General features: G+C 68.4%; 25 protein-coding genes. 7 read left to right on the forward strand and 18 right to left on the reverse strand.

Annotation, left to right across the window (positions count from 1 at the left end; genetic code table 11):
- Positions 1-37 precede the first annotated feature (37 nt).
- Entirely contained in the window at positions 38-1,408 is a 1,371-nt protein-coding gene (locus CPZ00_RS04120; protein WP_096389763.1) for a phenylacetate--CoA ligase family protein, read from the forward strand.
- A gap of 530 nt (positions 1,409-1,938) precedes the next feature.
- Complete coding sequence (gene deoC / locus CPZ00_RS04125) at positions 1,939-2,658, forward strand: deoxyribose-phosphate aldolase (protein WP_096389764.1); 720 nt, start codon at positions 1,939-1,941, stop codon at positions 2,656-2,658.
- A 92-nt stretch (positions 2,659-2,750) separates the two neighbouring features.
- Here the strand turns inward: deoC and CPZ00_RS04130 are convergent, their stop codons facing one another.
- The 3 genes from CPZ00_RS04130 to CPZ00_RS04140 form a co-directional block, all read right to left on the reverse strand.
- Positions 2,751-5,048, reverse strand: a complete 2,298-nt coding sequence (locus CPZ00_RS04130; protein WP_096391588.1) for an amino acid permease — start codon at positions 5,046-5,048, stop codon at positions 2,751-2,753.
- 184 nt (positions 5,049-5,232) lie between these two features.
- Entirely contained in the window at positions 5,233-6,255 is a 1,023-nt protein-coding gene (locus CPZ00_RS04135) for a universal stress protein (RefSeq protein ID WP_321167648.1), read from the reverse strand.
- 119 nt (positions 6,256-6,374) lie between these two features.
- Complete coding sequence (locus CPZ00_RS04140) at positions 6,375-6,560, reverse strand: DUF5786 family protein (protein ID WP_096389766.1); 186 nt, start codon at positions 6,558-6,560, stop codon at positions 6,375-6,377.
- 165 nt (positions 6,561-6,725) lie between these two features.
- Here CPZ00_RS04140 and CPZ00_RS04145 point away from each other — a divergent pair, with 165 nt between their 5' ends.
- Complete coding sequence (locus CPZ00_RS04145; protein WP_096389767.1) at positions 6,726-7,976, forward strand: tRNA (N(6)-L-threonylcarbamoyladenosine(37)-C(2))-methylthiotransferase; 1,251 nt, start codon at positions 6,726-6,728, stop codon at positions 7,974-7,976.
- Between the two features lie 78 nt (positions 7,977-8,054).
- On the opposite strand, the gene rbcL is transcribed toward CPZ00_RS04145, so the two are convergent.
- The 10 genes from rbcL to CPZ00_RS04190 all read right to left on the reverse strand — a co-directional run bounded on the left by rbcL (position 8,055) and on the right by CPZ00_RS04190 (position 15,726).
- The gene (rbcL, locus tag CPZ00_RS04150; RefSeq protein ID WP_096389768.1) at positions 8,055-9,347 is read right to left on the reverse strand and encodes a type III ribulose-bisphosphate carboxylase; all 1,293 of its coding nucleotides are present in this window, start codon (positions 9,345-9,347) and stop codon (positions 8,055-8,057) included.
- Between the two features lie 110 nt (positions 9,348-9,457).
- On the reverse strand, positions 9,458-9,934 hold the full coding sequence (gene ndk, locus CPZ00_RS04155; protein ID WP_096389769.1) for a nucleoside-diphosphate kinase: 477 nt from the start codon (positions 9,932-9,934) through the stop codon (positions 9,458-9,460).
- Positions 9,931-10,125 carry a 50S ribosomal protein L24e gene (locus tag CPZ00_RS04160; RefSeq protein ID WP_039400710.1) on the reverse strand — a complete coding sequence of 65 codons (195 nt, stop codon included), beginning with the start codon at positions 10,123-10,125 and terminating at the stop codon, positions 9,931-9,933. Before CPZ00_RS04160 ends, ndk begins: the two co-directional genes overlap by 4 nt.
- A 2-nt stretch (positions 10,126-10,127) precedes the next feature.
- A complete protein-coding gene (locus tag CPZ00_RS04165; RefSeq protein ID WP_021072806.1) occupies positions 10,128-10,352 on the reverse strand; it encodes a 30S ribosomal protein S28e in 225 nt (74 codons plus the stop codon).
- Between the two features lie 6 nt (positions 10,353-10,358).
- Entirely contained in the window at positions 10,359-10,721 is a 363-nt protein-coding gene (gene rpl7ae, locus CPZ00_RS04170) for a 50S ribosomal protein L7Ae (RefSeq protein WP_039400712.1), read from the reverse strand.
- 245 nt (positions 10,722-10,966) lie between these two features.
- A complete protein-coding gene (locus CPZ00_RS15830) occupies positions 10,967-11,764 on the reverse strand; it encodes an ABC transporter ATP-binding protein (protein ID WP_233255134.1) in 798 nt (265 codons plus the stop codon).
- The gene (locus CPZ00_RS15835; RefSeq protein WP_233255135.1) at positions 11,761-12,513 is read right to left on the reverse strand and encodes an ABC transporter ATP-binding protein; all 753 of its coding nucleotides are present in this window, start codon (positions 12,511-12,513) and stop codon (positions 11,761-11,763) included. Before CPZ00_RS15835 ends, CPZ00_RS15830 begins: the two co-directional genes overlap by 4 nt.
- On the reverse strand, positions 12,510-13,541 hold the full coding sequence (locus tag CPZ00_RS04180) for a branched-chain amino acid ABC transporter permease (RefSeq protein ID WP_096389770.1): 1,032 nt from the start codon (positions 13,539-13,541) through the stop codon (positions 12,510-12,512). The genes CPZ00_RS15835 and CPZ00_RS04180 overlap by 4 nt, the downstream gene beginning before the upstream one ends.
- Positions 13,538-14,431: a branched-chain amino acid ABC transporter permease gene (locus CPZ00_RS04185; RefSeq protein ID WP_096389771.1), complete on the reverse strand. Its 894-nt coding sequence runs from the start codon at positions 14,429-14,431 to the stop codon at positions 13,538-13,540. Before CPZ00_RS04185 ends, CPZ00_RS04180 begins: the two co-directional genes overlap by 4 nt.
- Positions 14,432-14,451: 20 nt before the next feature.
- The gene (locus CPZ00_RS04190; protein ID WP_096389772.1) at positions 14,452-15,726 is read right to left on the reverse strand and encodes an amino acid ABC transporter substrate-binding protein; all 1,275 of its coding nucleotides are present in this window, start codon (positions 15,724-15,726) and stop codon (positions 14,452-14,454) included.
- A 289-nt stretch (positions 15,727-16,015) separates the two neighbouring features.
- Here CPZ00_RS04190 and CPZ00_RS04195 point away from each other — a divergent pair, with 289 nt between their 5' ends.
- Both CPZ00_RS04195 and CPZ00_RS04200 read left to right on the forward strand, forming a co-directional pair.
- Complete coding sequence (locus CPZ00_RS04195) at positions 16,016-17,410, forward strand: bifunctional metallophosphatase/5'-nucleotidase (protein WP_096389773.1); 1,395 nt, start codon at positions 16,016-16,018, stop codon at positions 17,408-17,410.
- A 97-nt stretch (positions 17,411-17,507) separates the two neighbouring features.
- On the forward strand, positions 17,508-17,912 hold the full coding sequence (locus tag CPZ00_RS04200) for a universal stress protein (RefSeq protein WP_096389774.1): 405 nt from the start codon (positions 17,508-17,510) through the stop codon (positions 17,910-17,912).
- A 77-nt stretch (positions 17,913-17,989) separates the two neighbouring features.
- Here the strand turns inward: CPZ00_RS04200 and CPZ00_RS04205 are convergent, their stop codons facing one another.
- Complete coding sequence (locus CPZ00_RS04205; protein WP_096389775.1) at positions 17,990-18,562, reverse strand: cysteine hydrolase family protein; 573 nt, start codon at positions 18,560-18,562, stop codon at positions 17,990-17,992.
- Positions 18,563-18,765: 203 nt separating this feature from the next.
- Between CPZ00_RS04205 and CPZ00_RS04210 the strand changes: the two genes are divergently transcribed.
- Both CPZ00_RS04210 and CPZ00_RS04215 read left to right on the forward strand, forming a co-directional pair.
- Positions 18,766-20,487 carry an Hvo_1808 family surface protein gene (locus CPZ00_RS04210; RefSeq protein WP_096389776.1) on the forward strand — a complete coding sequence of 574 codons (1,722 nt, stop codon included), beginning with the start codon at positions 18,766-18,768 and terminating at the stop codon, positions 20,485-20,487.
- Positions 20,488-20,627: 140 nt separating this feature from the next.
- Entirely contained in the window at positions 20,628-21,788 is a 1,161-nt protein-coding gene (locus CPZ00_RS04215; protein WP_096389777.1) for a nicotinate phosphoribosyltransferase, read from the forward strand.
- A 21-nt stretch (positions 21,789-21,809) separates the two neighbouring features.
- Here CPZ00_RS04215 and CPZ00_RS04220 read toward each other — a convergent pair whose 3' ends face one another.
- From CPZ00_RS04220 to CPZ00_RS04235, 4 genes are all read right to left on the reverse strand, one after another.
- On the reverse strand, positions 21,810-22,421 hold the full coding sequence (locus tag CPZ00_RS04220; protein WP_096389778.1) for a TIGR00296 family protein: 612 nt from the start codon (positions 22,419-22,421) through the stop codon (positions 21,810-21,812).
- A gap of 89 nt (positions 22,422-22,510) precedes the next feature.
- On the reverse strand, positions 22,511-23,047 hold the full coding sequence (locus CPZ00_RS04225) for a DUF5812 family protein (protein ID WP_233255136.1): 537 nt from the start codon (positions 23,045-23,047) through the stop codon (positions 22,511-22,513).
- A 95-nt stretch (positions 23,048-23,142) separates the two neighbouring features.
- On the reverse strand, positions 23,143-23,649 hold the full coding sequence (locus CPZ00_RS04230) for a hypothetical protein (protein ID WP_096389779.1): 507 nt from the start codon (positions 23,647-23,649) through the stop codon (positions 23,143-23,145).
- A gap of 97 nt (positions 23,650-23,746) precedes the next feature.
- The gene (locus CPZ00_RS04235; protein ID WP_096389780.1) at positions 23,747-24,892 is read right to left on the reverse strand and encodes an anthranilate phosphoribosyltransferase; all 1,146 of its coding nucleotides are present in this window, start codon (positions 24,890-24,892) and stop codon (positions 23,747-23,749) included.
- Positions 24,893-25,048: the final 156 nt, after the last annotated feature.

Genomic DNA, 25,048 nt, shown 5'->3' on the forward strand with positions numbered 1-25,048 from the left:
ATTCAGACAAGATGACAGACCGACACATTCGGACGCCATGACCGACTCGTACGACCCGATCGAGACGGAACCGTACGACCCGATCGAGACGGAACCGTGGGACGACGTGGTGGCTCGCCACGAGTCGCTGCTGCCGGAGCAGATCGAATATCTCGCCGAGCACTCCGACTACTACCGTCGGAAGTTCCGGGAGTGGGACGTCGACCCGGCGTCGATCACGACCCTCGAGGCGTTCCGGGAGATCCCGTTCACGACGAAGGAGGACGAGCGACGCAACCAGGCCGACCCGGACCCCGACCGCCCGCTCGGCACGCACCAGGCGGTCCCGACCGCGGACCTGAACCGGACCATCTCCTCGTCGGGCACGACCGGCAAGCCGACCTACTTCGGGCTGACCGAGGCGGACCGCGAGCACTGGAACGCGGTCATCAAGCGCTGCTTCCACGCCACCGGGATCCGCCCCGAGGAGACGGTGATATTCGGCGTCGGCCAGACGATGGTGCCGGGCGGCACGCCCTACTTCGAGGCGATGACCGAGCTCGGCGCCAACGTCGTCCCGGCGGGCGGCGGAAGCACCGAACGGCTGCTGGACGCCCTGCGGGACCTGCACGCGCCGGTGCTTTTCACGACGACCTCGCACCTGCGATACCTCACCGAGCGGGCGCCGGAGATCATCGACCAGGGCGTCGACGAGCTGCCGGCCGTCAAGCTGATCGGCGGCGGCGGACCGGGAATCGCCTCCCCCGAGATCCGTGAGGCGCTCTACGAGGAATGGGACGCCGACCTGGTCCGCGAGCTGATGGGCCTCGGCGACGTCATCGGCTGTCTGTGGGCCGAGTGCGTCGCGGAGGACGGAATGCACTACTGCGGACAGGGGCACGCCCACGTCGAGCTGATCGACCCCGACACGGAGGAGGCCATCCCGTTCGAGGCGGGCGCGGAGGGCGAGCTCGTGTACACCCCGCTGGGCCGCGAGGCCACGCCGCTGCTCCGGTACCGGTCGGGTGATTACGTCCGGATCACGGGCACCGACTGCGAGTGCGGGCGTACGTCGCCGCGGATGCAGTGTATCGGCCGCGTCGACGAGATGCTCATTTATAAGGGAATGAACGTGTTCCCGTCCGCGATCCGCGACGTCGTCGCCGAGGTCGAGGGCGCGCTCCCGTACGCCCGGGTCACGGTCCCCGACCCCGACGCCGTCCGCTTCGAGTCGCCGATCCCGGTGACCGTCGTGTTGGACCCGGACTCGGACCGGGACTCGAGCGCCGTCGTCGAGGACGCGATCGACCGCGTCCGGTCGCGGCTCAAGGTCCGTATCGACCCGCAGCCGGTCGCGCGCTCCGCGATCGAGCTCTCCGAGTACAAGACGAACCTCGTGGAGGTCGAGCCGCCGTCGACGGACGCGTAGGCCGCCACGAAACCAGTTGGGATTTATAAGTGCTCTACTGGTAATTTATAATATTGGAGGGTAAAAAGGACATACTTCTTAAATTAACGATCGTCGGATCGACACCGTACGGTGATGATCTCGACGGGGAGAATCGTCACGGTCGAACGCGTTTGAACACACAGCACATCGATCCAAGGTCGGGAACACAAGCCCAAAACGGGGCGTGAAATTCACCGTATTCGGATCGAACGGTCGTATTTATGAGCGATTCGTGATCAGATACGGAATCGGGCCCCATCACGGCGAGCGCCGATCGTACCGCTCCAGAATCGGACTCGGCGGCGGATCCGTACCAGCCGTTCCGAACCATAACAATCGGATGGTAAGTATATACTAATATTTGGTATTAATCACGCACCATAGCAGTATCGTTCATAAATGGCCGGGAGGAAGACGGAATCGGTGCTCGCGGCCGGAGACCGACCCACAGGTCTTTCCCCACGTGTGGTGACCCACAGGTCTTTCCCCACGTGTGGTGACCCTCAGGTATGAACCGACGGGAACTCGCCCCGCTGATCGACCACACCGTACTCGGCCCGGAGACGACCTGGACCGACGTGCGAACGGTCCTCGAGGCGGCGGGCGAACACGGAATGAACGCGTGCGTGCCGCCGTGTTACCTCGAGGAGGCAGCCGCGTTTCTCGAGATGCAGGCGGCGAACGAAGCAGGGACGGCGGCCGAGGTGAAGACGACGGACGATCCGGCGGCAACGGACGAGACGGAGGCAGCGGAGCCGCTGCTCGCGACCGTGATCGACTTCCCCCACGGACAGGGGTCGACGACCGCGACGCGCGAGGCGGCCGTCACCGCCTGGAACGAGGGCGCCGACGAGCTGGACGTCGTGATCAACGTCGGGCGGCTGAAAGCCGGCGAGGACGACGCGGTCGCGGCCGACCTGGCGGGAGTGGTCGCCGCCGTGCCGATCCCGGTGAAGGTCATCATCGAGACGGCCCTGTTGACCGACGCGGAGAAACGGCGCGCCTGCGAGGCGGCGGTCGCCGCCGACGCGGACATGGTCAAGACCTCGACCGGCTTCGCCGACGGCGGGGCGCGGGTCGCCGACGTCGAACTGATGAGCGAGTACCTCCCGGTGAAGGCCTCCGGCGGGATCGGCAGCTACGAGGCGGCGATGGCGATGATCGAGGCGGGCGCGGATCGGATCGGCGCGTCATCCGGCGTGGCGATCCTCGAAGGCGCGCCCGAGTGACGGTGACTCTCGGCTATCGATGACGCTGGAGTGACGATGACGCTGGAGTGACGATGACGCTGGAGTGACGATGGATCCCGGGGACCGATCGATCAGTCGTCGGATCGGTCGTCGGGGGACGTTCGTGACCGGGCGCCCGATCCGAACAGTCGCGACCGGATGCCGCGATCGTGTTTCTTCTCGGCGATCAGGACCGAACAGTCGACGTCATAGAGGACGTCGAGCACGAGCGAGCCGCGCACGAGCCGCGAGAGCAGCCCCTTCTCGGTGGCGCCGATCACGAGCATCGTCGCGTCGGACGCCGCCTCGGCGATCCGTTCCTGGACGTCGCCCGATTCGATCCGCAGCGTCGCGTCCGCGAGGTCGTTGTCGGCCGCCCACTCCTCGAGGAAGCGTCGGCCGTCGGCGACGTCGTCGGAGACGTGCAACAGCGTGATCTCGGAGTCGTACTCGGCACGCAGCATCCGGGCGATCGCGGCCGACAGCTCCGAGTCGGGGCCGCCGGCGGTCGGAACGAGGACCTGCGAAGCGTCGTACCCGCGGTCCTTGAACACGAGGATGTCGCTGGGCAGCGAATGGGCGATCTCGTCGATCGCCGACTCGGCCCGACCGGGCGAGCCGTGGGCGTCCTCGCCCCAACCCATCACGGTCAGGTCGGCGCCGAAGGTTCGGGCCGCGTCGAAGACCTCCTCGAAGGTCCGGTGTGAGAGGATCACGTGAGTCTCGACGTCGACGCCGAACGTCTCGGCGTCCTCCTTGGCGCGGTCCAGCAGGTCGTAGGCCGCGTCGTGGGCGCCCCGGTCGCGGGCCGCGGTGAGGGAGGTCTGGTCGGGGACGTTGGCGACGTTGACCGCCACGACGGTCCCGTCACGCTGCTTTGCGATGGCGGCCGCCAGCGAGATGAGGTGGCCCTCGGTCGCGGGGTTCGACAACGGAACCATCACGCGGTAGTCCGCTGCCTCGGGCTGAACGGAGGTGGCGGCGGAGACGGCCGCGTCCGGCATCTCCTCGGCGCGGTCGAGGACCCACGACCCGAGCACGCCGGAGCTTTCAACCCGGCTTCGGGCGTAGCCGAAGTACCAGAGGGTCGCGAAGGCGACCAGCCCGGCCGAGAGCGCGATGACCCGGGGCTCGATGTAGGCGATGAGCGCGAAGGAGGTGATCGCCCCGACGATCGGGACGACCGGATACAGCGGGACCGTGAAGTCGGGGTCGTAGCCCTCGGGCTCGGCCTCCCGCATCACGATCAGCGCGAGGTTCAACAGGCCGTAGACGATGAGATGGAGCACCGATCCCGCGGTCGCGAGCAGCTCGAGGTCTCCAACCACGAGAAAGACGACGATGAGCGCGCCGGTCACCGCGATCGATTTATACGGCGTGCCGAATCGACCGTGGATCTCGTTGAGCTTCGGGGTGACGATCTTCTCTCTGCCCATCGCGAAGTTGATCCGTGACGACGAGAGTATCGAGGCGTTCGCGGAGGAGGCCGTCGCCAGCAGGCCGCCGAACAGCAACGCCCCCCAGCCGAGGATCCCGAGGCCGTATCCAAGGATCGAGTAGCGGTCGAACAGCAGCTGTGCCGCCTCGACGACCGCGGTATCGTTGTTCGCGACCATCTCCGTCGGGACGGCCGCCAGCAGGACGACGAGGAACAGCGCGTAGATCGTCGTGACGATCACGACCGAACCGATGACGGCGAGCGGAAGGTTCCGTCCCGGATCCTTGATCTCCTCGGCGACGGAGGTGATCTGCACGAACCCGAGGTAGGAGACGAAGACGACCGCCGTCACGGGCAACACCTCGCCGGCGGCGCCGGGCGGCGCGATCGGGCGCAGCGACGACAGCTCGGCGTTGAACAGTCCGACGATCGTGAACAGCCCGAGGATCGCAAGCAGCGTCAGGACGATGGCGTTCTGGAGGCCGCCGGTCTCCTTGGCGCCGACGTAGTTGACCGCCACGAACAGCACCGCCCCGACCAGGCCGATGGTCTGAGCCGCGGACAGCGAGAACGGACCGAGCGCGAGCGCCGGCGCGCCGACGAGCGTGTTGACGTACTCGCCGAAGCCGTACATATAAAACGAGGACGCGAACGCGAGACCGAGCCAGTTCGCCCACCCGGATATCGACCCGAACAGGGGTCCGAGCGCACGGTTGATGTAGAAGTAGGCGCCGCCCGATTTCGGCATCGCCGTCCCCAACTCGGAGGCCGACAACGCCGTGAACAGCGCGACGACGCCGCCGATCACGAACGTGGCCGCCGACAGCGGCCCGGCCCGCGCCACGGCGGTCCCGGGCAGCACGAAGATGCCGGCGCCGATCATCGTCCCGATCCCGATCGTCAACGCCGCGAGCAACCCGAGGTCCTTCGCGAGCTCCTCGTCGCCGCTCACGTTCGACTCCCCCTGGACTCGATCGGACGCCCACGGCTCACCCGTGGGATCGATCCACGAGGGTCGGTGGAGCCGCGTCGCTCGCGATCGGACGCCGGGATACGGCGGACGTGCGGGAACATACATCCGGCGTTCGACGTCAAGCCGCTTAGTTCGTTCCTTCTCGAACAGGCCGCCGCGGCCGTCACCGACGTCCGAGGAGTCGGTCGAGAAGCCCGGTCGTCCGGGACCGTTCCGCCAACAGCACCGAGCAGTCGACGTCCTCGACGACGTCGGCCACCACGCTGCCACGAATCAGCCGGGTGAGGAGCCCCCGCTCCGTCGCCCCGATGGCTAGCAGCGTCGCATCGTCGGCGGCTCGAGCGATGGCGGTCCCCACGTCGCCGGTGTCGACCCGCCGGGCGGCGTCCTCCAAGCCGTGCGCGAGGGCCCACTCCTCGAGGAACGCCTCGCCGGCGGCACGCTCCCCGTCCTCCGCCACGTGTAACAGCGTGATCTCGCTGCCGTACCGTGCTTTGAGGATCCGCGCGATCTCGGCGGCGAGATCGGAGTCGGGGCCGCCGGCGGTGGGAAGCAGCACCCGCGAGGGGTCGAACCCTCGATCCCGGTAGATGAGGACGTCACAGGGGACGTCGCCGACCACCTCGTCGACGGTGCGCTCGATCCGGCCAGGGTCGCCGCGCGAGTCGGGGCTCCATCCCATCACGACGAGGTCGGCATCGTGGGTCCGTGCGGCGTCGAAGACCTCCTCGAAGCCGCGGTGGGAGACGATGGTGTGCGTCTCGACGGGCACGCCGACGGTTTCGGCGTCGCGGCGGGCCGCGTCGAGGATCTCGTGGTAGTTCTCCTCGTGGTCCTCGAGGTGGTCGGCGGCGTGCTCCAGGGACGTCTGGTCGGGAACCGTGACGATGTGGACCGCGTCGACCACGCCGTCGTACCGTTTCGCCACGGCGCAGGCGAGCGTGACGAGCGCAGTCTCGTGGTGCGGGTCAGCGAGCGGCACCAGCACGCGGAACCGGCCGCCGTCGGGCCGAACGGCCGCCGCCGGAAAGACGACGCCGTCCGGTGACGAGTCCGACCGGGCGTCCGGTGACGAGTCCGAGTGAGCGTCCGGTGACGAGTCCGAGTGAGCGTCCGGTGACGAGTCCGAGTGAGCGTCCGGTGACGAGTCCGACCGCAACCGGACGTCGGGCTCGAGGAGTGCCATCTCGTCCGTGAGTGGTCGTCTCCACGTATAAATGTTCGACTGGATCGCCCTCATACGGTCCGAGAGGGCCTAGAGAACCACGTTCGTATGCCTCATCCCGGTCGTCTCGACCGTTCGTCCTATTCGCCTTCGTCGTCCTTCATCTCGTCGAGCCGTCCGACCAGGTCGTCGGTCGAGGCGTCGCTCTCGAAGGACATCGAGCCGTCGTGGTCGTTCTCGTGGACGTTGACCGCCTCGGAACCGTCGTCCTCGTCGTCCCGGTTCGCGTTCTCCTGTTCGGATTCATCGTAGCTGCCGAAGCCCATACCGTCCCTTGCGGCGGGGGCGTGATAACCCGTCCGCCATCGGACGGCACCGTGAATCGGTACCTCGATCCACGGCAGTCGGCAAACGTGCCAGCCGCGGCGGGCGGCTGCCGTCCCGTCGATCCGTCGTCCTTTTGCCCGCCGGGCCGTTAGCGTGACCAACCGATGGCGACGTATCACATCGAGACGTACGGCTGTACGTCCAACCGGGGTGAGAGCCGCGAGATCGAGCGGGCGCTGCGCGACGGCGGCCACCGCCCCGCCGACGGGCCCACGGAGGCCGACGTCGCCATCCTCAACACCTGCACCGTCGTCGAGAAGACGGAGCGGAACATGCTGCGCCGCGCCGAGGAGCTGGCCGAGGAGACCGCCGACCTGATCGTCACGGGCTGCATGGCGCTCGCACAGGGCGAGCAGTTCCGCGAGGCCGGCATCGACGCCGAGGTGCTCCACTGGGACGACGTCCCGACCCACGTGCGCAACGGCGAGTGTCCGACCCCGGCGTCCGACACGGAGCCGATCCTCGACGGCGTGGTGGGGATCCTCCCGATCGCCCGGGGCTGTATGAGCAACTGCTCGTACTGCATCACCAAGTTCGCGACCGGCCGCGTCGACTCGCCGTCGGTCGAGGAGAACGTCGAGAAGGCCCGCGCACTCGTCCACGCCGGCGCCAAGGAGATCCGGGTGACGGGACAGGACACCGGCGTCTACGGCTGGGACGACGGCGACCGGAAGCTCCCGGAGCTGCTCGACCGGATCTGTGCCATCGACGGCGAGTTCCGGGTCCGGCTGGGGATGGCCAACCCCGGCGGCATCCACGGGATCCACGAGGAGCTGGCCGACGTCTTCGCGCGCAACGAGAAGCTCTACGACTTCATCCACGCGCCGGTCCAGTCGGGCAGCGACGAGGTGCTCGAGTCGATGCGCCGCCAACACCGCGTCGACAAGTTCCGCGAGGTCGTGGAGACGTTCGACGACCGGCTCGACCACTGGACGCTCTCGACCGACTTCATCGTCGGGTTCCCGACGGAGACCAGCGCCGACCACGAGCGGTCGATGGACCTCCTGCGGGAGGTCCGTCCCGAGAAGATCAACGTCACCCGCTTCTCGAAGCGCCCCGGCACCGACGCCGCCGAGATGAAGGGCCTCGGCGGCACCGTCAAGAAGGAGCGCTCGAAGGCGATGTCCGAGCTGAAGATGGACGTCGTCGGCGAGGCCTACGAGTCGCTGGTCGGGACCGTTCGCGAGGTGCTCGTCGTCGAGGAGGGGACCGGCGACTCGGTGAAGTGTCGCGACTCCGCGTATCGACAGGTTATCGTACAGAACGCCACCGACCACGGGCTCGCGCCCGGCGACTTCGCGACCGTCGAGGTCACCGGCCACAACACCGTCTACGCGTTCGGCGAGCCGGTATAGTCCCGACGCGATCTCCGCGCCGCGACCGGGGTAAGGTCAGCCGCCACCGGGGCGAGTCCGCTATCGCGGTGAGAACCGCTACCGCGGCGTCTCCGTCCCCCACTTCTCGATGGCCGTCGCGAGCGCCGGCTCCCGCTCGGCCGCGGTCTCGATGTCCTCGCCGGCGGCCGCCGCGTCGACGGCGGCCCGGAGAGCCTTCGCGCCGGCGTGGGTGCCGTCGGGATGGCCGTGGATCCCGCCGCCGGCCTGGATGCACAGCCGCGTGCCGAGGCGGTCGACGAGTTCGGGCACCAGCCCCGGATGGAGCCCGCCCGAGGCCGTGGGCAGCACGTCCGAGAGACCGTACAGATCCGAGCCGAGCCACTCGTTGATGCCGGCGGTGTCCTCGTTGGCGAGCTTGCCCAGATCCGCGGTCCCCGTGTGGATCTGGTCGACGCCGCACAGTCGGGCGATCTGGGCGATGACGCGCATCGAGACGCCGTGGTCGGGGAGGCGGTCGAAGCCCGCGTGCATCGCCCGGTGGGCGTGGATCGCGAGTCCGTGACGGTCACAGCGCTCGCGAACCTGCTGGACCGACGCCCAGCCGCAGGTGACGACGTCGACCATCACGTACTCGCCGCCCGCCGCGGCGACCGCGTCCACGCGGTCGAGCATCTCCCCGCCGGGCGCGGTGACGTTGACCAGATACGACTTGCGCTCCCCGGTCTCCTCCTCGGCGCGGTCACGTGCGTCGAGGCTCTCGGTGAGCCGGTCGTGGAACGGGTTGAACGCCTGGTCGGTGAGGTTCTCGTCGTCCTTCAACAGGTCGATCCCGCCGGTCCAGGCCTGATAGCCGACCTCGACGTGCTGGTCGGTCGAGAGGCCGACCTTCGGCTTCGGGACCGTCGCGGTGATCGGCCGGTCGCCGGCGTCGAAGATCCGGTCGCGCACGGCGGCGCCGTACGCCGGGCCGGGAAACGACGTCGCCAGCGGTTCGGGCCACTCGCAGTCGCGCAGGCGGATCCGGTCGACCGCCTTCATCCCGAGGATGTTGCCGGCGATGCACGACAGCACCTGCGGCATGCTCCCCGGCTCGAACAGCGCCATCGGGTAGGCGACGGCGACGTCGTAGCCCTCGCGCCGGTCCGTTCCCGGCGTGTCGCCGCCGACGCTCGTCGGCTCGATGTCGAAGGCGGTCGCCGAGAGGTCGGTCACCGACCCCTCGACCTGCAAAGCCGCCCACGTCCCGTTGGAGGACTCCGAGGCGACCCGCGACGCGGCCGCCTCGGCGTCCATGTCCGCCGCCGGCTCGACGTAGAACCGGCAGACGAGGTCGTCATCAGTCGGCTCGTAGGAGCGGTCCAGGAAATCCTCGTAGGTGATTCCGACCATACCCGGCGATTCGGCCGGCGAGGGGATAAAGCCTCAGGCAGCGGGGCCCCTCACGGTGGCGGGGGTCGTCGAACCGGAACTCCGCGAGGAAAAGCGATCGCGTCGGGCGGTTACTCGACGTCCTCGTAGACCCACGTCGTCCCCGAGCGGGTCCAGTCGACGAGCTCGTCCTCCTCGAAGAAGAGGTCGATCTCGCGTTCGTTGGCGCCCTCGTCCTCGTGGTCGGAGGCGTGGATGACGTTGTGGCCCAGATCGAGCCCGAAGTCGCCGCGGATCGTGCCCGGGTCGGACTCGGCGGGGTCGGTCTCGCCGACCATCGCGCGGACCTGGCGGGTCGCGTCGGCGCCCTCCCAGACCATCGCGAAGACCGGGTCGGACGTGATGAACTCGACGAGCCCGTCGAAGAACGGCTTGTCCGCGTGCTCGCCGTAGTGTTCGTGGGCGAGCTCCTCGTCGATCCGCATGAACTTCGCGCCGACGAGCTGGAGCCCGCGGTCCTCGAACCGGGAGACGATCTCGCCGATCAGCCCGCGGTTGACGCCGTCGGGCTTGACCATCACGAAGGTGCGCTCGTCGTGGTGGCTCATTCGTCCTCGCCCTTGGCGGCCTGCCCGGCCTCGGTCCACTCGAGGTCGCGGGCTTCACGGCCCATGAAGTAGTTCTTCTCCGCCTTCGAGTCGACGAAGTGGAGGATCGTTCCGTCCGTCTTCACGAACATCGTGCCCGTGCCGGGCTCGATCTCCTCGCCGGTGTAATCACAGGTTCGCGTCTCGACCATCGTCATTGCCCTCCGATCGAGTCGGCGTCACGCTGGGTCTCCCGCAGCTGGAGCACGTCGCCCACGCGGACGGGGCCCAGGACGTTTCGCGTGATGATGCGGCCCTGATTCGACCCTTCCTGGATGCGGCATTTGACCTGCATGGCCTCGCCGTGCATCCCGGTTTTGCCGACGACTTCGATGACCTCCGCGGCCGTCGAGTCGCCGGTTCCCTCTTCTGCGCTCATAACCGCTTATCGGAGTTCCTCGACCTTTCCGGCGATGTCCTCGACGTCGTCGGACGCCTCGCCGGCGTCGACGATCGCGGCCGCCGCGGAGCCGACCTCGAGGCCGGCCGCGTGGCCGACGTCGTCCTGGGTCTCGACGAAGACGACCGGGATGCCCTTCTCCTCGGCGAGTTCGGGAAGGTGCATCACGATCTCCTCCGGCGAGACGTCCTCGGCGACGAAGGCGAGCTTCGCGTTGCCGCGTTCGACGGACTTGGTCGTTTCGTTCGTGCCTTTCTTTACCGTACCGGTGTCTCGGGCGACCTCGAGCGCGTCGAGCGCGCGGTCCGCGAGGTCGGCTGGGGTGTCGTAGTCTACGTAAACTGCCATGGTTGGTCACCGTTCCCCCTCGTGGGCTCGCGTGGACGCACCGGCGGTCGGTCCCTATCGGCGCGCCACATCATCAACCCCGAAGAGGCTGTGCCCCGTGATACTGCGGGATGGCATAAAAGGGCTTTCAAACCGCCCGGAGCGTGCGAGGCGGCTGCATAGCACGACCGCGGCCGACCGCGATCGGGGACCCGGGGCGCGACCCGATCCCCGTCGCGGGTCGGCGATGGTCGCGGGTCGGACCGCTAGAGCCCGAGGTACAGCTCCATCAGCTCGTCCTCCTCCGAGAGGTCCTCGGGGGGACCGTGGAACTGCACCTCGCCCTCCGCGAGGATGTAGACGTAGTCGGCGAGCCGGAGCGCGGCCCGGACGTTCTGCTCGATCAGGATGACCTGCGCGCCCCGGTCGACGAGCCGCTCGATGAGTCCGAACGCGTCGTCGACCAGCCGGGGCGCGAGCCCGGCCGAGGGCTCGTCGAGCAGGAAGGTGTCGGCCCCGGTCATCATCGCCCGGCCGAGGCTCACCATCATCTGCTGGCCGCCCGAGAGCTCGCGCGCCTTCTGGTCGAGCTTGTCCTCCAGCGCCGGGAACACCTCGAGCACCTCGGCCTTCCGCTCGGCGATCGCGTCCGCGTCGTCGACGGTGAACGCGCCGACGTTGAGGTTCTCCTCGACGGAGAGGCTGGCGAAGATGCCGCCGCCCTGCGGCAGCGTCGCGATGCCGTGGGTGACGATGTCCTCCGGCTTCTCCTCGGTGAGGTCGACGTCGCCGTAGGTGATCGTGCCGTCCCAGACGGGGACGATCCCGTTCATGGTCTTGAGGAACGTCGACTTGCCGGACCCGTTCGGCCCGAAGATGCAGGTCACGCCGTCGCGGCTCTCGAAGGTGATCCCGTGGAGCACCTGATGCTGGTCGTAGCCGGCCTCGACGTCGGTGGCCGAGAGCGTCGGGACGGCGTCCGCCGTCCGATCGGCATCGGCTCCCGATCCTCCCGATCCTCTCGATCCTCCCGATCCTCTCGATTCGTCGGTGGCGTCGCTCATACCGGCACCTCGTCGTCCTCCGCGGTCGTTCCGCCGAGGTAGGCCTTTCGAACGTCCTCGTTCTGTGAGACCTCCTCGAAGTCGCCCTGTGCGATGTGGCTCCCGGAGTCGAAGACTGACACCGTGTCGGCGAGCGTCTTCATCACGTGCATGTCGTGTTCGATGACGACGAAGGTCGTCCCCTCGTCGTTGAGATCGTGGATGTGGTCCATGATCCGCTCCTCGAGGGCCGGGTTGACGCCGGCCGCGGGCTCGTCGAGCATCACGAGCTCGGGATCGAGCATCAGCACGCGGCCGAGCTCGAGCAGCTTCTGCTGGCCGCCGGACATCCCGCGAGCCTCGTTGTCCGCGATGTGGTCGATCTCGAGGAACTCGAGGATCTCCCCGACGCGATCGCGTTTCTCCTCGCGGGACCGGCCGTCGTCGGTCTGGACCGCGAGCATATTCTGCCGGACGGTCATATTCTTAAACGGGGAGACGATCTGGAACGTTCGCCCGAGCCCGCGCCGCGCGAGCCGGTGGGGCTCCCAGCCGGTCACCTCCTCGCCGTCGAAGTGGACGGTCCCGCCGTCCGGCTCGTAGAAGCCGGTGACGGTGTTGAAGAAGGTCGTCTTCCCGGACCCGTTCGGCCCGATGATCCCGCGGATCTCGCCGCGCTCGACCGCCAGCGAGATCCGGTCGTTGGCGGTCAGCGCACCGAATCGCTTCGTCAGGTCGGTCGTCTTGAGGATGGTGTCGCGGTCGCTCATAGTAGATCGAACTTCTCCCCGAGCTCCTTGAGGTTCTTTCGCACGTCGTCACGTCCGACCTCGCCGCGGAGGATCCCGATGATCCCGCTTGGCGCGAACAGCACCGTGACCATAATGAGCACCCCGATCAGCGGGAGGTAGAACGTGCTCGATCCGAGGAACACCGACGAGAGGCGCTGGAGCAGGAACACCAACAGCCCGCCGAAGATCGGCCCTGTCAGCGTTCCGAGTCCGCCCAGCAGCGCCATGATCACCATCCGGTCGGTGACGATGGGTGCCAGGACGTCGTTCGGATGGATGAAGACGATGTACCACGCGTACACCGACCCGAACACCGCGGCAACGACGCAGGAGAGCACGTACACCTGTCGCTTGACGCGAGTCGTGTCGATGCCGAGCGACTCGGCCGCGTCCTGGTCGTCACGCAGCGCCTTCACCCGGTAGCCGAACTCGTGCCGCTCGAACAGGTAGTACGTGACGAGCATCGTCGCCGTGCACAGGAGCAACATCGCGTAGTAAAAGAACGTCTCCGAGATCGCGAACGGGACCGCGATCCCGATGAACGTGTCCGGCGACCGCGGCAGGCTCAACCCGAACGTCCCGCCGGTGATCTCGAGGATCAGCGCCGCCTGCTTGATCGATTCGGCCAGCGCCCACGTCGCGATCGCGAAGTACGCGCCCGTGAGCCGAAGCGTCGGCACCGCCACCAGATACGCCAGGACGGCGGCGACGACGATCGCGAGGACGAACCCGACGACGAACGGGTAGCCGAACTGCACCATCGCGATCCCGGCCGCGAACCCGCCGATGCCGAAGTAGGCGCCGTGGCCGAAGTCCAGGTAGCCGGCGTAGCCGCCGATCATGTTCCACGACTGGGCCAGTCCGATCCACATCAGCGCGCCGAGGCCGATCCGCGCCCAGAAGGACCCGAACAGGAACGGCCAGGCGAGCAGCAGGACGCCGAGGGCGAGGAACCAATATCGTCGGTCGCCCGGCAATCGGTCGATCACGGGGGCGGTTCCGGTCATGTGGCCCACTCCCCCTTCCCGAGGATGCCGGCCGGCGAGACGAGCAACACGACGTAGATGATCGCGAACAGGACGAGCAGCACCGCGTTCCCGCTGATGTACACTGCGGTGAACGACTGGGTGAGCCCGAGCACGATCCCCGCAATGATGACGCCGGGAAGGTATCCCATTCCGGCGAGCACGACCATGAAGAACGCGAACGCCGTGTACTGCAGGCCCATTCCCGGGCTCGCGTTGAACGTCATTCCGATGAAGACGCCGGCGCTCCCGGTCAACGCTGCGTAGGCGCCGTAGGCGATCGACTGGTAGCGGTTGATGTTGATCCCCATCAGCCTGGCGTTCGTCCGGTCCTCGGCGATCGCACGGATGGCCATCCCGCCGCGCGTTCGGTACAGGTAGTACATGAACACGACCAGGCCGCTCACGCCGAAGACGGCGGTCACCGTCCGGACCACGGGGAACGTTCCGAGCCCCGGGACGGCGATGCCGCCGGTCAACAGGGACGAGGGGACGTCCTGGCTGTTCGGACCGAAGACCGTGAGCACGCCCCCGCGAAGGAACGTCGCCAGCCCGAACGTGAAGACGAGTCCCATCAACAGCGGGTGGGGCCTATCGCCGGTCGTCACGTGGTGGATCAGCGGCTGGATGAGCGCGCCGACCGCGAAGAAGACGACGAGCACGATCGGGATCACGAAGACCCCCTCGGCGCCGAACAGGGGCGCGAGCACCGCCCCCATGAACGCGCCGACCATCACGTACTCGCCGACCGCGAAGTCGACGACCTCGAGCACGCCGAACGCCAGCGAGAAGCCGACGCCGATCGTGACGTAGATCCCCCCGAGCAGGAGGCCGTTGATCACGATCTGCGTGAAGAGTCCAATATCGACCATTTAAAATACTGGCGAGGGAGTTACCGCTCGTCCCAGGCGGGGACGGGGTAGTTGGGCTCGCCGGTCGCGGCGTCCTCGGGACCGACGATCGTGGGCGACCCGTCCTCGCCGAGCTGGATGAGGAGGGTCTGCGTGTTGATGTTGTTGTGGTGGTACTCGCCGCCGACCTCGAAGGTGACGTCGCCGTAGAAGGTGTTGACCTCGATCTCCTCGAGGATGCCGATGAGCTCGTCCTTGTCGTCCTGGGAGAGCGGCGGTGCCGCGTTGAGCTCCTTGAGCGCCTCCTGGTAGACGATCCCGGCCGCGGTCGAGCCGGCCTGCGTGTAGTCGGGCGCGGAGCCGTACGCGGCCTCGGCCGCGTCGGCGTACGCCTGCGGGGAGTCGAAGAGCACGCCGCCGGACCGGTCGACGCTCGGGATCCACACGGTCGCACCGAAGGTGTAGGGCGCCTGGGCGCCGGCCCCGTCCTTGTACGAGCCCGTGTTGACGCCGTAGTGCATCAGGAACCCGTCCGGGGAGTATCCGAGCTGCGAGGCCGCGCTGACGAGGTCGACGTGGCTGCCGATGTGTCCGCCGTGGAGGTGCAGGTCCGGATCGGCGTTCTGCGCCGCGCTCACGACGTTCGTGTAGTCCGTATCGCGCGGGAACAGCTCGTAGTTCTCGACGGTGACCCCGGCGTCCTCGGCCGCGGTTCGCATCGAGACGGCGGTCGCCTCCGAGAACGGCTCGTTCACGCCCGTGACGTAGACCGACTCGGGCTGGGGCTCGAGGTTCAACAGCGCGGACGTCGCCTCGTTGCCGATGATGCTCACCGTCGGAATCGTCCCGAAGCTGTACTGATAGCCCTCCTGCCAGATCTGCGGCGACTCGGCGCTGCCGGTGATGTGCGGCATCGAGTTCTGCTCCGCGATCGGACAGACGGAGAGGGTCACGTTGCTCGAGTACGGCCCGAGGAGCGCGTCGGCGCCGGCGTTGATCATCTGCGAGGCGGCGTCGGCGCCGGCCGAGGGGTTCGACTGCGCGTCGGCGTACTCGACCTCGACTTCGTAGGTGTCGCCGCCGATCTCGATTCCGCCCTGCTCGCGGTTGATCGTGTCCGCCCACATGTCGTAGCCGCGCTGGGTGACCCCGCCGCCGAAGCGGAGGTCGCCCGACAGCGACGTGACCGCGCCCAGGAGGAAGGTATCCCGTTCGGGACCGCCACCGAGTCCGGCACAGCCCGCAAGCCCCACGGTGGTTGCCGCGGCCCCGACGCTTTTCAGGAACGTTCGACGATCGTCGTGCTTTCGTGGCATAGGTACACTTTCGCATATGGGTCATAGTACATAAGCGTTTATGCTGTAAACGGCTTTTGTGTGGGAATCATCGGAAAACGTCAAACCGCGTGTCAATATCCGGGTAAAGATGGGACAGAGTCCACGGGCCGGAGCGGAGGCCGACCGGCTCCGTGTCCGCAACCCGCATACGCATTGAGATCCCCAACCCGCCTGCGCTTGGAGGTCGATCCGCCTGCGCTCGCCGGCAACGGACCGACCGGGCACGCCGATCCCTTTTATTCGATCCCCGACGTACGATCGGCATCCGATGCCGCGTCTTCTTCACCACTCCGACGTCGAGAACGTCTTCGATACGCCCGAGCGGGCGGCCGCGCTCGCCGGACGACTCCGGGCGCTCGACGGCCCGGACGCGATCGTCGTCGGCACCGGCGACACGGTCGCGCCGGGCGTGTGCTCGCTGGTCGCGCGCGGCCGACAGGCGGTCGACTTCTACGCCGCCGCCGGCACGCGGCTGGAGACGTTCGGGAACCACGAGTTCGATTACGGGCCCGACGCGCTCCGCGGGATCGTCGCCGCGTCCGACCCGACGTTCGTCTCCGCGAACGTCCGCGACGCCGACGGCGAACCGTTCGGCCGTGCCGAGGGCGTCGTCCCGGCCACGGTCCGAACGATCGACGGCGACCGGGTCGGGTTCGTCGGCGTCACGGACCCTGCGACCGACTCGCTGAACCCTCACGCCGCCGAACTCTCCTTCGAGGATCCCGTCGATGCGGTCCGGGCCGCGGTCGGGACGATGCGCGACCGTGAGGCCCCCGATCACGTCGTCGTCCTCTCGCATCTCGGGGGCGGGGACGAGGAGCTGGCCCGGTCGACCGACGTCGATGCGATCCTCGGCGGCCACGTCCACGACCGTCTGGTCGACGTCATCGACGGAACCCTCCTCGTCCGGCCGGGGGTCAATGGGCGGGCCGTCACGGAGGTCGAGCTGTCCGGGTCCGGGACGCCGACGGGACGCCTCCACGAGCGCGACGGCGCCGATCCGGTCCCGGGGCTCCGGGCGACCCTGACCGACCGGCTGGAGCGGGCGACCCTCGACGAGGTCGTCGCCACGGTCACGGAGCCGATCGAGCGCGGCGACGCGGTGGTCCACGGCGGGGAGTGCCGCGTCGGAAACTTCGTCGCCGACGCCTTCCGGTGGGCGGTCGATGCGGACGTCGGGCTCTCGAACGCCGGCGGGATCCGGTCCGGGGATCCGATCGACGGCGCGGTCACCAAGGCGACGTGCATCGGGCTCGTCCCCTTCGAGGAGCCGGTCGTCCGCGCCGCGGTGACCGGGACCGAGCTGCGGTCGATCCTCCGCGAGATGGCCGCCCCGGACGTCGACTTCGGCGCGGACGACTGGTGGCACGGCCACGTCTCGAACGCCCGGATCGTCTGGGACGCGGACGCGGAACGGATCCGCGAGGCGACCGTCGGCGGTGATCCGATCGATCCCGACGCGACGTACACGATCGCGACCTCGGAGTACCTGCTGCACTCCGACCACGAGTTCCCGACGCTCGAGGAACGACACCGGGTCGGCGAAGGGGGGATCCAGTACGAGGAGCTGTATCGATACGCGGCCGAACGCGGGGTCGACCCCGCGATCGAGGGGCGGATCCGGATCGTTGGCGGGGTCGATCCAGCGCGGGCAAACCGGTAGGAGGCAACCGGGAGCGGCACGGCGGAGGTGACTCCGGAAGCGGCACGCCGCGTCGGGGAACGGCAGGGTCTTGTAACGGGCGGTCGAGGGATCGGACATGACCCTGGTCGTGGTCCCCGTCCGGTACCCGCTGACGAGCAACTCCGCGGCCACGCTCCGGGAGGCGGCCCGGATCGCCGCGGACCGGGACGCCTCCCTCACGGTCCTCCACGTCGACCTGTATCAGGACAGCCACAACGTCACCCGCGTCGACCTGAAGCGGGCGGTCGAACGTGAGCTCGGGGCGATCGACCGGGCACGCTACGTCGTTCGCAAGGGGTTCCTCGTCGAGGAGTCGATCCTCGAGGAGGTCGCCGCGGAGGACGCCGACGTCGTCGTGATCGGCTCCCGGCAGGCGAGCCGCTGGCGACGAACGCTCCGAAAGGTGTTCTCCGACCCGGACATCGACGAGTTCCTGCGCGAGAAGCTCGACTGTGAGGTCGTGACGGTCGACGACTCCTGAGTGAGGCTTCGGTGCTCCCGCCGAACTCCCGCACTCCTGTCCGAATGTCCACACTCCCGCCCGAGCTCGCCCTCTCGTCACTCGAACTCGACGTCGGACAACGTCGTCGTCTCTCCGAAGAGCCAGTCTGCGTGATCGACCGCGTACTCGCGGTGATCGGGCTCGATGTAGCCGAGCGCGTCCTCGACGACGACGGGCTTGAAGTCACGAAGCCCGGCGCTGCCGGCGGTGTGGAGGACGCAGACGTTCGCGAGCGTCCCGCAGATCGCCAGATCGCGGATCCCGCGGGCGTTCAGCCAGCCCTCCAGCTCGGTCCGGTGGAAGGCGTCGTAGGTGTGTTTCTCGACGACGTGGTCGTCGTCCTGCACCGACAGATCGTCGACGATGTCGGCCTCCCAGGAGCCTTCGGGAACGTGTTCGCCCCACCGGTCGAACTCGTCGTAGTAGTGGGTGTCCTCGAACTGCTCGGGCGGATGGACGTCACGCGTGAAGACGATCCGGGCGCCCGCCTCGCGCCCGCGCTCGACGAGCTCGGCAACCGGGTCGATCGCCGCCCCGCTCGGCGGCGCATACAGACTCCCGTCCGGGTGACAGAAGCCGTTCTGCATGTCGACGACGACCACGGCGGTCTCGGTCGGATCGAAGCGCATATCGATCGATCGACGGCGGGGTGGCAAAAACGGATCCCCATCAAGCCCCTCCGTCGAGTCTCCCTCGAATCCCCACCGAACGAGTTCTCCCCCGAATCTCCTCGAGCGAGTTCATCCCGGAGGGGACCGATCCGGTTCCCGTCGTCCGACGGAACCGACTTTCGTCGGGTAAGGTACTTACGCCCCTACGTTCATACCCCGGTATGCGACGGGTTCTCGGTCTCCTCGCCGCCGCGTTGGTGGTCTCCGCGATGGTCGGGCCGGCCGCGGTGGCCGCCACGCCCGTCACGGCGTCCGGGTCGGCCCCCGGCATCGATGAGCCGGATACGGTCCCGCAGTTCCGGCCGCCCGGTCCCACCCAAACGACGGAACCGTGTAACGCGACGTCGAACGACGCGATCGGTTACTGGGAGGGCGTCTGCCATAACGCCGAGCTCGACGTCGACCCCAGCGACGGCCTGAGCGACGAGGAGCTCACCAGGGTCGTCCACCGCGGAATGGCGCGGGTCGAGTACGTCCGCAACCGGAGCTTCAACCGGACGGTTCCCGTCGAGACGATGACGCGTGAGGAGTACACGGCGATGGTTTCCGGGAACGACTCGGCGTCAGGAAACGACTCGGCGTCCGGAAACGACTCCGTGGACGGAGCCCGAAACGAGTTCAATCGGTGGAACGACCAGGTCTGGAAGGCGCTGTTCATCGTCGGCGAGGACGGCTCCTCCGAGGAGGCGATCCAGGGGACGCTGTCGGGGTCGGTCGCCGGGTTCTACTCCCCCGGCCAGGACCGGATCGTGATCGTCGTTCCCGAGGGCGAGGCGATCCGGATCAGCGAGGCCACGCTGGTGCACGAGCTGACCCACGCGATGCAGGACCAGTACCACGACCTCTCGCGCCCGCGGTACGCCGGGGCAACGCAGGACTCCGACCTCGCCATCGACGGGATCGTCGAGGGGGAGGCGGGCTACGTCGAGAACCGGTACGATGAACGCTGTGAGACCGGCGAGTGGGACTGCCTGCCGGACCCGAGCCAGGACGGCGGTGGGGGGAGCAGCGGACCCGAAAACTGGGGCGTCTTCCTGACGGTGTTCCAGCCGTACTCCGACGGCCCCGCCTACGTCGCCGATATCGTCGAGGAGGAGGGCTGGAGCGGCGTCGACGAGCGAATGGAGCGCCCGCCGAACGCGACCGCCGAAATAATCCACCGCGAGCAACGACGGACCGCGAACATCACGTTCACCGACACCGCCCGGAACGGCTGGACGACCTACCCCGACCAGGGCGTGAACGGGTCGGACACGGCCGGCGAGGCGTCGATGTTCACGATGTTCTGGTACCAGAGTCGGGAGTACGACGCGAACACGTTCGACTGGCGATCGGTGTTGTTCGAGACGTCACATCCCGAGTCCGTCTACAACTACGACCACCCCTCGACGGCCGGCTGGGCCGGCGACCGGCTGTTCCCCTACCGGAACGACCGGGGAGCGACCGAGCGAAACGGCTACGTCTGGGTGACCGAATGGCGGACGGCGCTCGACGCCGCGCAGTTCCACGCGACCTACCGACAGGTGCTCGCCGCACACGACGCGGTCCACCGCGAGGACGGCACGCGGTACGTCGCCGACGGCGGCTTCAGCGGCGCCTACGCGATCGAACGGAACGGAACCCGGGTGACGATCGTCCACGCGCCGGATTCCGACGCCGTCTTCGACCTCCGTCCCGCGATCGATCCGGTAAAGCCGGTCGATGGAGGCGAGACCGTCACGCCGCCGTCGCCGACGATCCCGGACGACGGGACACCGACGGTCGAGACCGCCACGGCCGGGAAGACCGACTCGACGGCGGAGGGAACGCCGGGATTCGGAATCGTGGCCGCGATCGCCGCGATCGCAGCCGGGGCGCTCCTCGCGAGACGCCGCCGCGAGTGACGGTCGACCGCCGAGCCACCCACGACCAGCAAACCGCGACCGCCGAACCGCGACCGCCGAACCGCGACCGTCGAACCGCGACCGGCGGGTGGCGACGAGCGAGCCGAGTGGCTTTTTCCGACTGCAGGCGAAGGGCGGGTATGAGCGAGTTCGACATCGTCGGGGCCGACGCGATCCGGGCGGGCCGGGCGACGGACGCGTACTTCGACCGGACCGAACGGGTGCTCGAGGCGTCCGACCGGAACCCCACCGTGGTCGCCGAGGTGACCGCCGACCAGTTCCCGGACGGGGACTTCGAGCTGTTCGCGGGCCTTGAGAACGCGGCCGAGCTCCTCGCCGGACTCGACGTCGACGTCGACGCGATCCCCGAGGGGCGGCTGTTCGACGGCGGCCCCGTGATGCGGATCGAGGGACCATACCTCGCGTTCGCGCGCTTCGAGACGTCGCTGCTTGGGTTTCTGTCACACGCCTCGGGGATCGCGACCGCGGCGCTGGACTGCCGAGCCGCGGCGCCGAACTCGACGGTGCTCTCCTTCGGCGCGCGCCACGTTCATCCCGCGATGACCGCGACGGTCGAGCGGTCGGCGCTCGTGGCCGGGTTCGACGGGTTCTCCCACGTCGCGGCCGGGGACGTGATCGGTCGCGAGGCCTCGGGGACGATGCCGCACGCGCTGGTGATCTGTTTCGGGAACGGAAACCAGGAGGCGGCCTGGCGGGCCTTCGAGGAGGAGGTCGATCCCGACGTCCCGCGGATCGCGCTCTGTGACACGTACTCCGACGAGAAGGACGAGGTCATCCGGGCCGCCCGCGAGCTGGGCGACGATCTCGACGGCGTCCGCCTCGACACGACCGGGTCACGGCGCGGCGACTTCCGACACATCGTCCGCGAGGTGCGGTGGGAGCTCGACGCGCGCGGCCACGAGAACGTCGACGTGTACGTCTCGGGCGGTCTCACCCCCACCGATCTGCGGTCGCTGCGTGAGGTGGCGGACGGGTTCGGCGTCGGCGGCTACGTCTCGAACGCCGATCCGGTCGATTTCGCGCTCGACATCGTGAGCGTGGACGGCGAGCCGGCCGCGAAGCGCGGCAAGCTCTCGGGGCGCAAGCAGGTCTACCGGACGCCCGATGGGGGTCACCACGTCGGGCTCGCCGACCGCGAGGGCCCCGCGGACGGCGAGCCGCTGTTGGCGCCGCTGATCAGGGACGGGGAGATCGTCGAGGAACGGACGTTCGACGTCGACGCGGCCGCCGAGCGGGCGCTCGCGGACGCCGATCGGGTCGGATACGGGTCCGAGGAGTAGTCGATCGAGCCGGGCCGTCGATCACTCGGTCGAGAACGCCTCGACCGCGCCGCCGTCCTCGCGCTCGCGGAAGACCTGCCCCTCGATGAGCGTCACCATCGTCTCATCATCCTGCCAGGCCGTCGGCGGCAGCTGCGCCTTCCGACAGGCACGCGAGAGGAACTCGGCTTCCGACCAGTCGTTCTCGACGGGCAACATCGGATACATCCAGCCGTGGTTCCCGCCGGCGTCGATCGCCACGCCGTGAACGCCGAGCTCGAGGTCGGCGATCGGGTCGTCAGTGAGCGTGGTGCGTGAGACGACGCACACCGAGATCTGTAACGAGTCGAGTTCCTTGGGACCGACCTCGGAGCCACAGGAGTCGTCGGAGGCGGCAGTGATCGCCGCGTCGACGATCGCGTGGCCGAGCTGGTCGCCCTCGCTGTAGGTACCCGCACAGCCGCGGAGCCGGCCCCGGCCGCGCGTCGACTGGAGGCGAACGAACGCGCCGGTCCGGTTGTAGAAGGCGTCGCGCATACTGCCCGGCTGTTCGCGCTGGCCGTGTCGTACGAACGATTCGACCGATTCGCGCGCCAGTTCGACCGCTCGAGCGCCGTCCTCGTAGGAGAGCCGAACGGCCTGGGCCTCGGACATATGAGGGTACAGGCGGGCTGGCGACTTGAACGTGTTCCTTCCGAGTGGATGATGATGAAGGATCCGATTACCGCAGCCGGCGCCGGCGGTCAGGGAAGGTAGCGAACGCTCACCACGCCGGGCTCCGAGCGCACCTCAACGCGGTTTACGCCCAACCTGGCGGCACGAGCGAGCGTCCCCTCCCGGTCCTCGAGGACGTCGGCGACCGCCTCCGCGGTCGTCTCCTCGGGCACCGTGAGCACGTGCAGCTCGCCGACGCCCGCACGCGGCTCCCGCGTGAGATCGCCGACTGGCTGGTCGGCGGCGATCGACCGTTCCTGTGGCGTCGGCGGTTCCTCGCTCTCCTCGATCGGAACGGTCCATCGGTCCTCGACGGCGACGACCTGATAGGTCACCTCCAACGGCGGATCCGGGGCGATCGTGGCCTCAAGCACGTCCTCGGTTTCGACGCCGGGGTTCGTTTCCACGGTGTGCACCTGGCCGTCGTGAACGTCCCTGAGCACCGCCGAGTCCGTGTCGGCGTGGGTGACGAGGAAGGTTCCCGTCTTGCCGTCCACGGGATCATCATCGTCCCCACCATCCACCGTCCCGCCGGAGGAGGCCGGGGGGGTCTCGTCGTCGGTCATACGCCCGATAGGCGGTCGGCCCTTTTCGGCGTTTCGAGCCGCGCCGTCCCCTTGCGACGGCGTATCGAGGGGACCGGATCCGTGACGACGGGCCCTCAGGTCCCGAGCCGCCGGTGGACGAGCACCATCACCACGGCAGCCGCGAGCGGCGGAAGGATCCCGAGAATCGGGTGCGCGGCGTACAACAGTTCCAACAGCGCCGAGTCGGTGGGGGTCTGGAACGCCGGCGGCGCGGAGATCACGAGTGCGAGGTACAGCGACGCGAGGAACGCGTACCCACAGGCCGCCAGCGCCTGGTCGTATCGCGGATGGACGTCGGTTCCGAGACGGTGGCGTCGCGCGACCAGCAGGACCGGGGCCACGAGCGGGCCGACCGCGAGAAACCCGACGAGCACGAACAGCGACCGGGAGAAGGAGACGAGCCCGCCACGGACCAGCTCGGAGGTCCGGGCCAGCTCGACGACCAGCCCCATCGTGACCACCAGAGCGACGAACAGCGCCGCAAGCGATCCCACGAGCCAGTAGACGCGGAAGAACCACGAGTCGCTGGCGCGAACCGCGTACGGGAACGCGCCGAGCGCCCCGCGATACGCCTCGGTCATCGTGAATGCTTGGTGCCTACGAGCGATAAACCCCGCGACCTCGAACCGACCCCTTCGAACCGGAGTCGACGGTGAGATCGGCGGTGGGGGTCGACGGTCAGAACGCCTGCAACTCCTCGAGAACCGCGGCGGCGGACCCGTCGTCGATGGCCTCGCGCGCCGCCGTCAGCCCGTCCGCAAGCGTCTCGACGTCGTCGCGGGCGTAGATCCGGAACGCCGCGTTGAGCGCGATCGCGTCCGCGAAGCGGTCCGTCCGGTCGCCAGCGAGGACCGCCTCGGTGATCGCGGCGGAGTCGGCAGCGACGTCGTCGACGGCCAGGTCGTCCGTCTCGAAGTCCATCCCGTACTCCGCGGTCTCGATCTCGTAGTCCGTGAACGTCGGACCGTCGGCGGCGTCCGCGGCGGCATCGGCATCGGCGACCTCCTCGGCCGGATCGGCATCGGCGGCTCCGTCCGAAGCGCCAGCCGCCCGCCAATCGGCCACCTTCGTGTAGCCGGGACGGATGTCGTCGTACCCTTCCATCCCCTGGAACATGATCACTCGGTCCAGGTCGTGGAACCGGCTCGCCGCGAACGTGTCACAGATCTTCTTCGCGAACGCGAGGTGATAGAAGGATCCCAGGTGGACGTCCGCGCCCGCGGGGTTCGCGAGCGTCTCGATCGTGTTCACGAAGGTGCGGACGCCCATCCGATCGCGTCGCTCGTGGAGGGCGTCGATCGCGGGGTTAAATGCCGGCTGGTAATAGAATCCGAAGCCGGTCTCGTCGACCATCGCCGCGGAGTCCCGGGGGGTGAGCTCGGTCGCGACGCCGAGCTCGTCGAGGACGTGCTTGTAGGCGTCCTGCTTTTGGGTCGGCACGCGGTCGCCGGAGTGGGCGACGACCGGGGTGCCGGCGGCGGCGGCGACGATCCCCGCCGCGGCGCCGAGGATCGCCGTGTCGCCCTTGCCGTCGTAGTTGGCGCCGCAGTCGACCGGATCCGCGTCCGGCTCGGCGTACTCGACGCGTTCGCACATCACGTCGGTGAACGCCGCGAGCTCCTCGGGGACGTTCTTCTTCCAGCGGTTGGCGAGCCAGAACGCGCCCAGCGTCGTCGGATCCGGCTCGTCCGCCAGGATGCGCTCGAACGCCTCCGTCGCCTGCTCGCGCGTCAGGTCCGCGGCGGATTTCGGTCCCGATCCGCAGACCTCGGTCATCAGCCGTTCGAGGGGCCACTCGCCGAACTCGAGGGTCGCGTTCGCCATACGTCGACTTCGGTCGCCGGGCGCAAAAGCGTCCCGTTCGCCGGCCACGGGCGGCCGGCGATTCCGGCGTCGTCCGGACGTTCCTCGCCCCGACGCGTCCACACCGGCGTCGGGGTGTGACCGACGCCAACGACCAGACGCGACCTATGCCGTCGA

The sequence above is a fragment of the Halopenitus persicus genome (genome assembly GCF_002355635.1).
In the GTDB taxonomy this organism is placed as follows: domain Archaea; phylum Halobacteriota; class Halobacteria; order Halobacteriales; family Haloferacaceae; genus Halopenitus; species Halopenitus persicus_A.

Excerpts from the sequence above, each read along its gene's own strand:
- CPZ00_RS15830 (WP_233255134.1), bottom strand. The coding sequence starts at position 11,764 with ATGAGCGACGCCACCGACGAATCGAGAGGATCGGGAGGATCGAGAGGA.
- CPZ00_RS04190 (WP_096389772.1), bottom strand. The coding sequence starts at position 15,726 with ATGCCACGAAAGCACGACGATCGTCGAACGTTCCTGAAAAGCGTCGGG.
- CPZ00_RS04180 (WP_096389770.1), bottom strand. The coding sequence starts at position 13,541 with ATGACCGGAACCGCCCCCGTGATCGACCGATTGCCGGGCGACCGACGA.
- CPZ00_RS04215 (WP_096389777.1), top strand. The coding sequence starts at position 20,628 with ATGAGCGAGTTCGACATCGTCGGGGCCGACGCGATCCGGGCGGGCCGG.
- CPZ00_RS04225 (WP_233255136.1), bottom strand. The coding sequence starts at position 23,047 with ATGACCGACGACGAGACCCCCCCGGCCTCCTCCGGCGGGACGGTGGAT.
- rpl7ae (WP_039400712.1), bottom strand. The coding sequence starts at position 10,721 with ATGGCAGTTTACGTAGACTACGACACCCCAGCCGACCTCGCGGACCGC.
- deoC (WP_096389764.1), top strand. The coding sequence starts at position 1,939 with ATGAACCGACGGGAACTCGCCCCGCTGATCGACCACACCGTACTCGGC.
- CPZ00_RS04145 (WP_096389767.1), top strand. The coding sequence starts at position 6,726 with ATGGCGACGTATCACATCGAGACGTACGGCTGTACGTCCAACCGGGGT.
- CPZ00_RS04235 (WP_096389780.1), bottom strand. The coding sequence starts at position 24,892 with ATGGCGAACGCGACCCTCGAGTTCGGCGAGTGGCCCCTCGAACGGCTG.
- CPZ00_RS04195 (WP_096389773.1), top strand. The coding sequence starts at position 16,016 with ATGCCGCGTCTTCTTCACCACTCCGACGTCGAGAACGTCTTCGATACG.
- CPZ00_RS04230 (WP_096389779.1), bottom strand. The coding sequence starts at position 23,649 with ATGACCGAGGCGTATCGCGGGGCGCTCGGCGCGTTCCCGTACGCGGTT.
- CPZ00_RS04120 (WP_096389763.1), top strand. The coding sequence starts at position 38 with ATGACCGACTCGTACGACCCGATCGAGACGGAACCGTACGACCCGATC.
- CPZ00_RS04165 (WP_021072806.1), bottom strand. The coding sequence starts at position 10,352 with ATGAGCGCAGAAGAGGGAACCGGCGACTCGACGGCCGCGGAGGTCATC.
- CPZ00_RS04135 (WP_321167648.1), bottom strand. The coding sequence starts at position 6,255 with ATGGCACTCCTCGAGCCCGACGTCCGGTTGCGGTCGGACTCGTCACCG.
- CPZ00_RS04160 (WP_039400710.1), bottom strand. The coding sequence starts at position 10,125 with ATGGTCGAGACGCGAACCTGTGATTACACCGGCGAGGAGATCGAGCCC.
- CPZ00_RS15835 (WP_233255135.1), bottom strand. The coding sequence starts at position 12,513 with ATGAGCGACCGCGACACCATCCTCAAGACGACCGACCTGACGAAGCGA.
- CPZ00_RS04140 (WP_096389766.1), bottom strand. The coding sequence starts at position 6,560 with ATGGGCTTCGGCAGCTACGATGAATCCGAACAGGAGAACGCGAACCGG.
- CPZ00_RS04185 (WP_096389771.1), bottom strand. The coding sequence starts at position 14,431 with ATGGTCGATATTGGACTCTTCACGCAGATCGTGATCAACGGCCTCCTG.
- CPZ00_RS04210 (WP_096389776.1), top strand. The coding sequence starts at position 18,766 with ATGCGACGGGTTCTCGGTCTCCTCGCCGCCGCGTTGGTGGTCTCCGCG.
- CPZ00_RS04220 (WP_096389778.1), bottom strand. The coding sequence starts at position 22,421 with ATGTCCGAGGCCCAGGCCGTTCGGCTCTCCTACGAGGACGGCGCTCGA.
- CPZ00_RS04205 (WP_096389775.1), bottom strand. The coding sequence starts at position 18,562 with ATGCGCTTCGATCCGACCGAGACCGCCGTGGTCGTCGTCGACATGCAG.
- ndk (WP_096389769.1), bottom strand. The coding sequence starts at position 9,934 with ATGAGCCACCACGACGAGCGCACCTTCGTGATGGTCAAGCCCGACGGC.
- CPZ00_RS04200 (WP_096389774.1), top strand. The coding sequence starts at position 17,508 with ATGACCCTGGTCGTGGTCCCCGTCCGGTACCCGCTGACGAGCAACTCC.
- rbcL (WP_096389768.1), bottom strand. The coding sequence starts at position 9,347 with ATGGTCGGAATCACCTACGAGGATTTCCTGGACCGCTCCTACGAGCCG.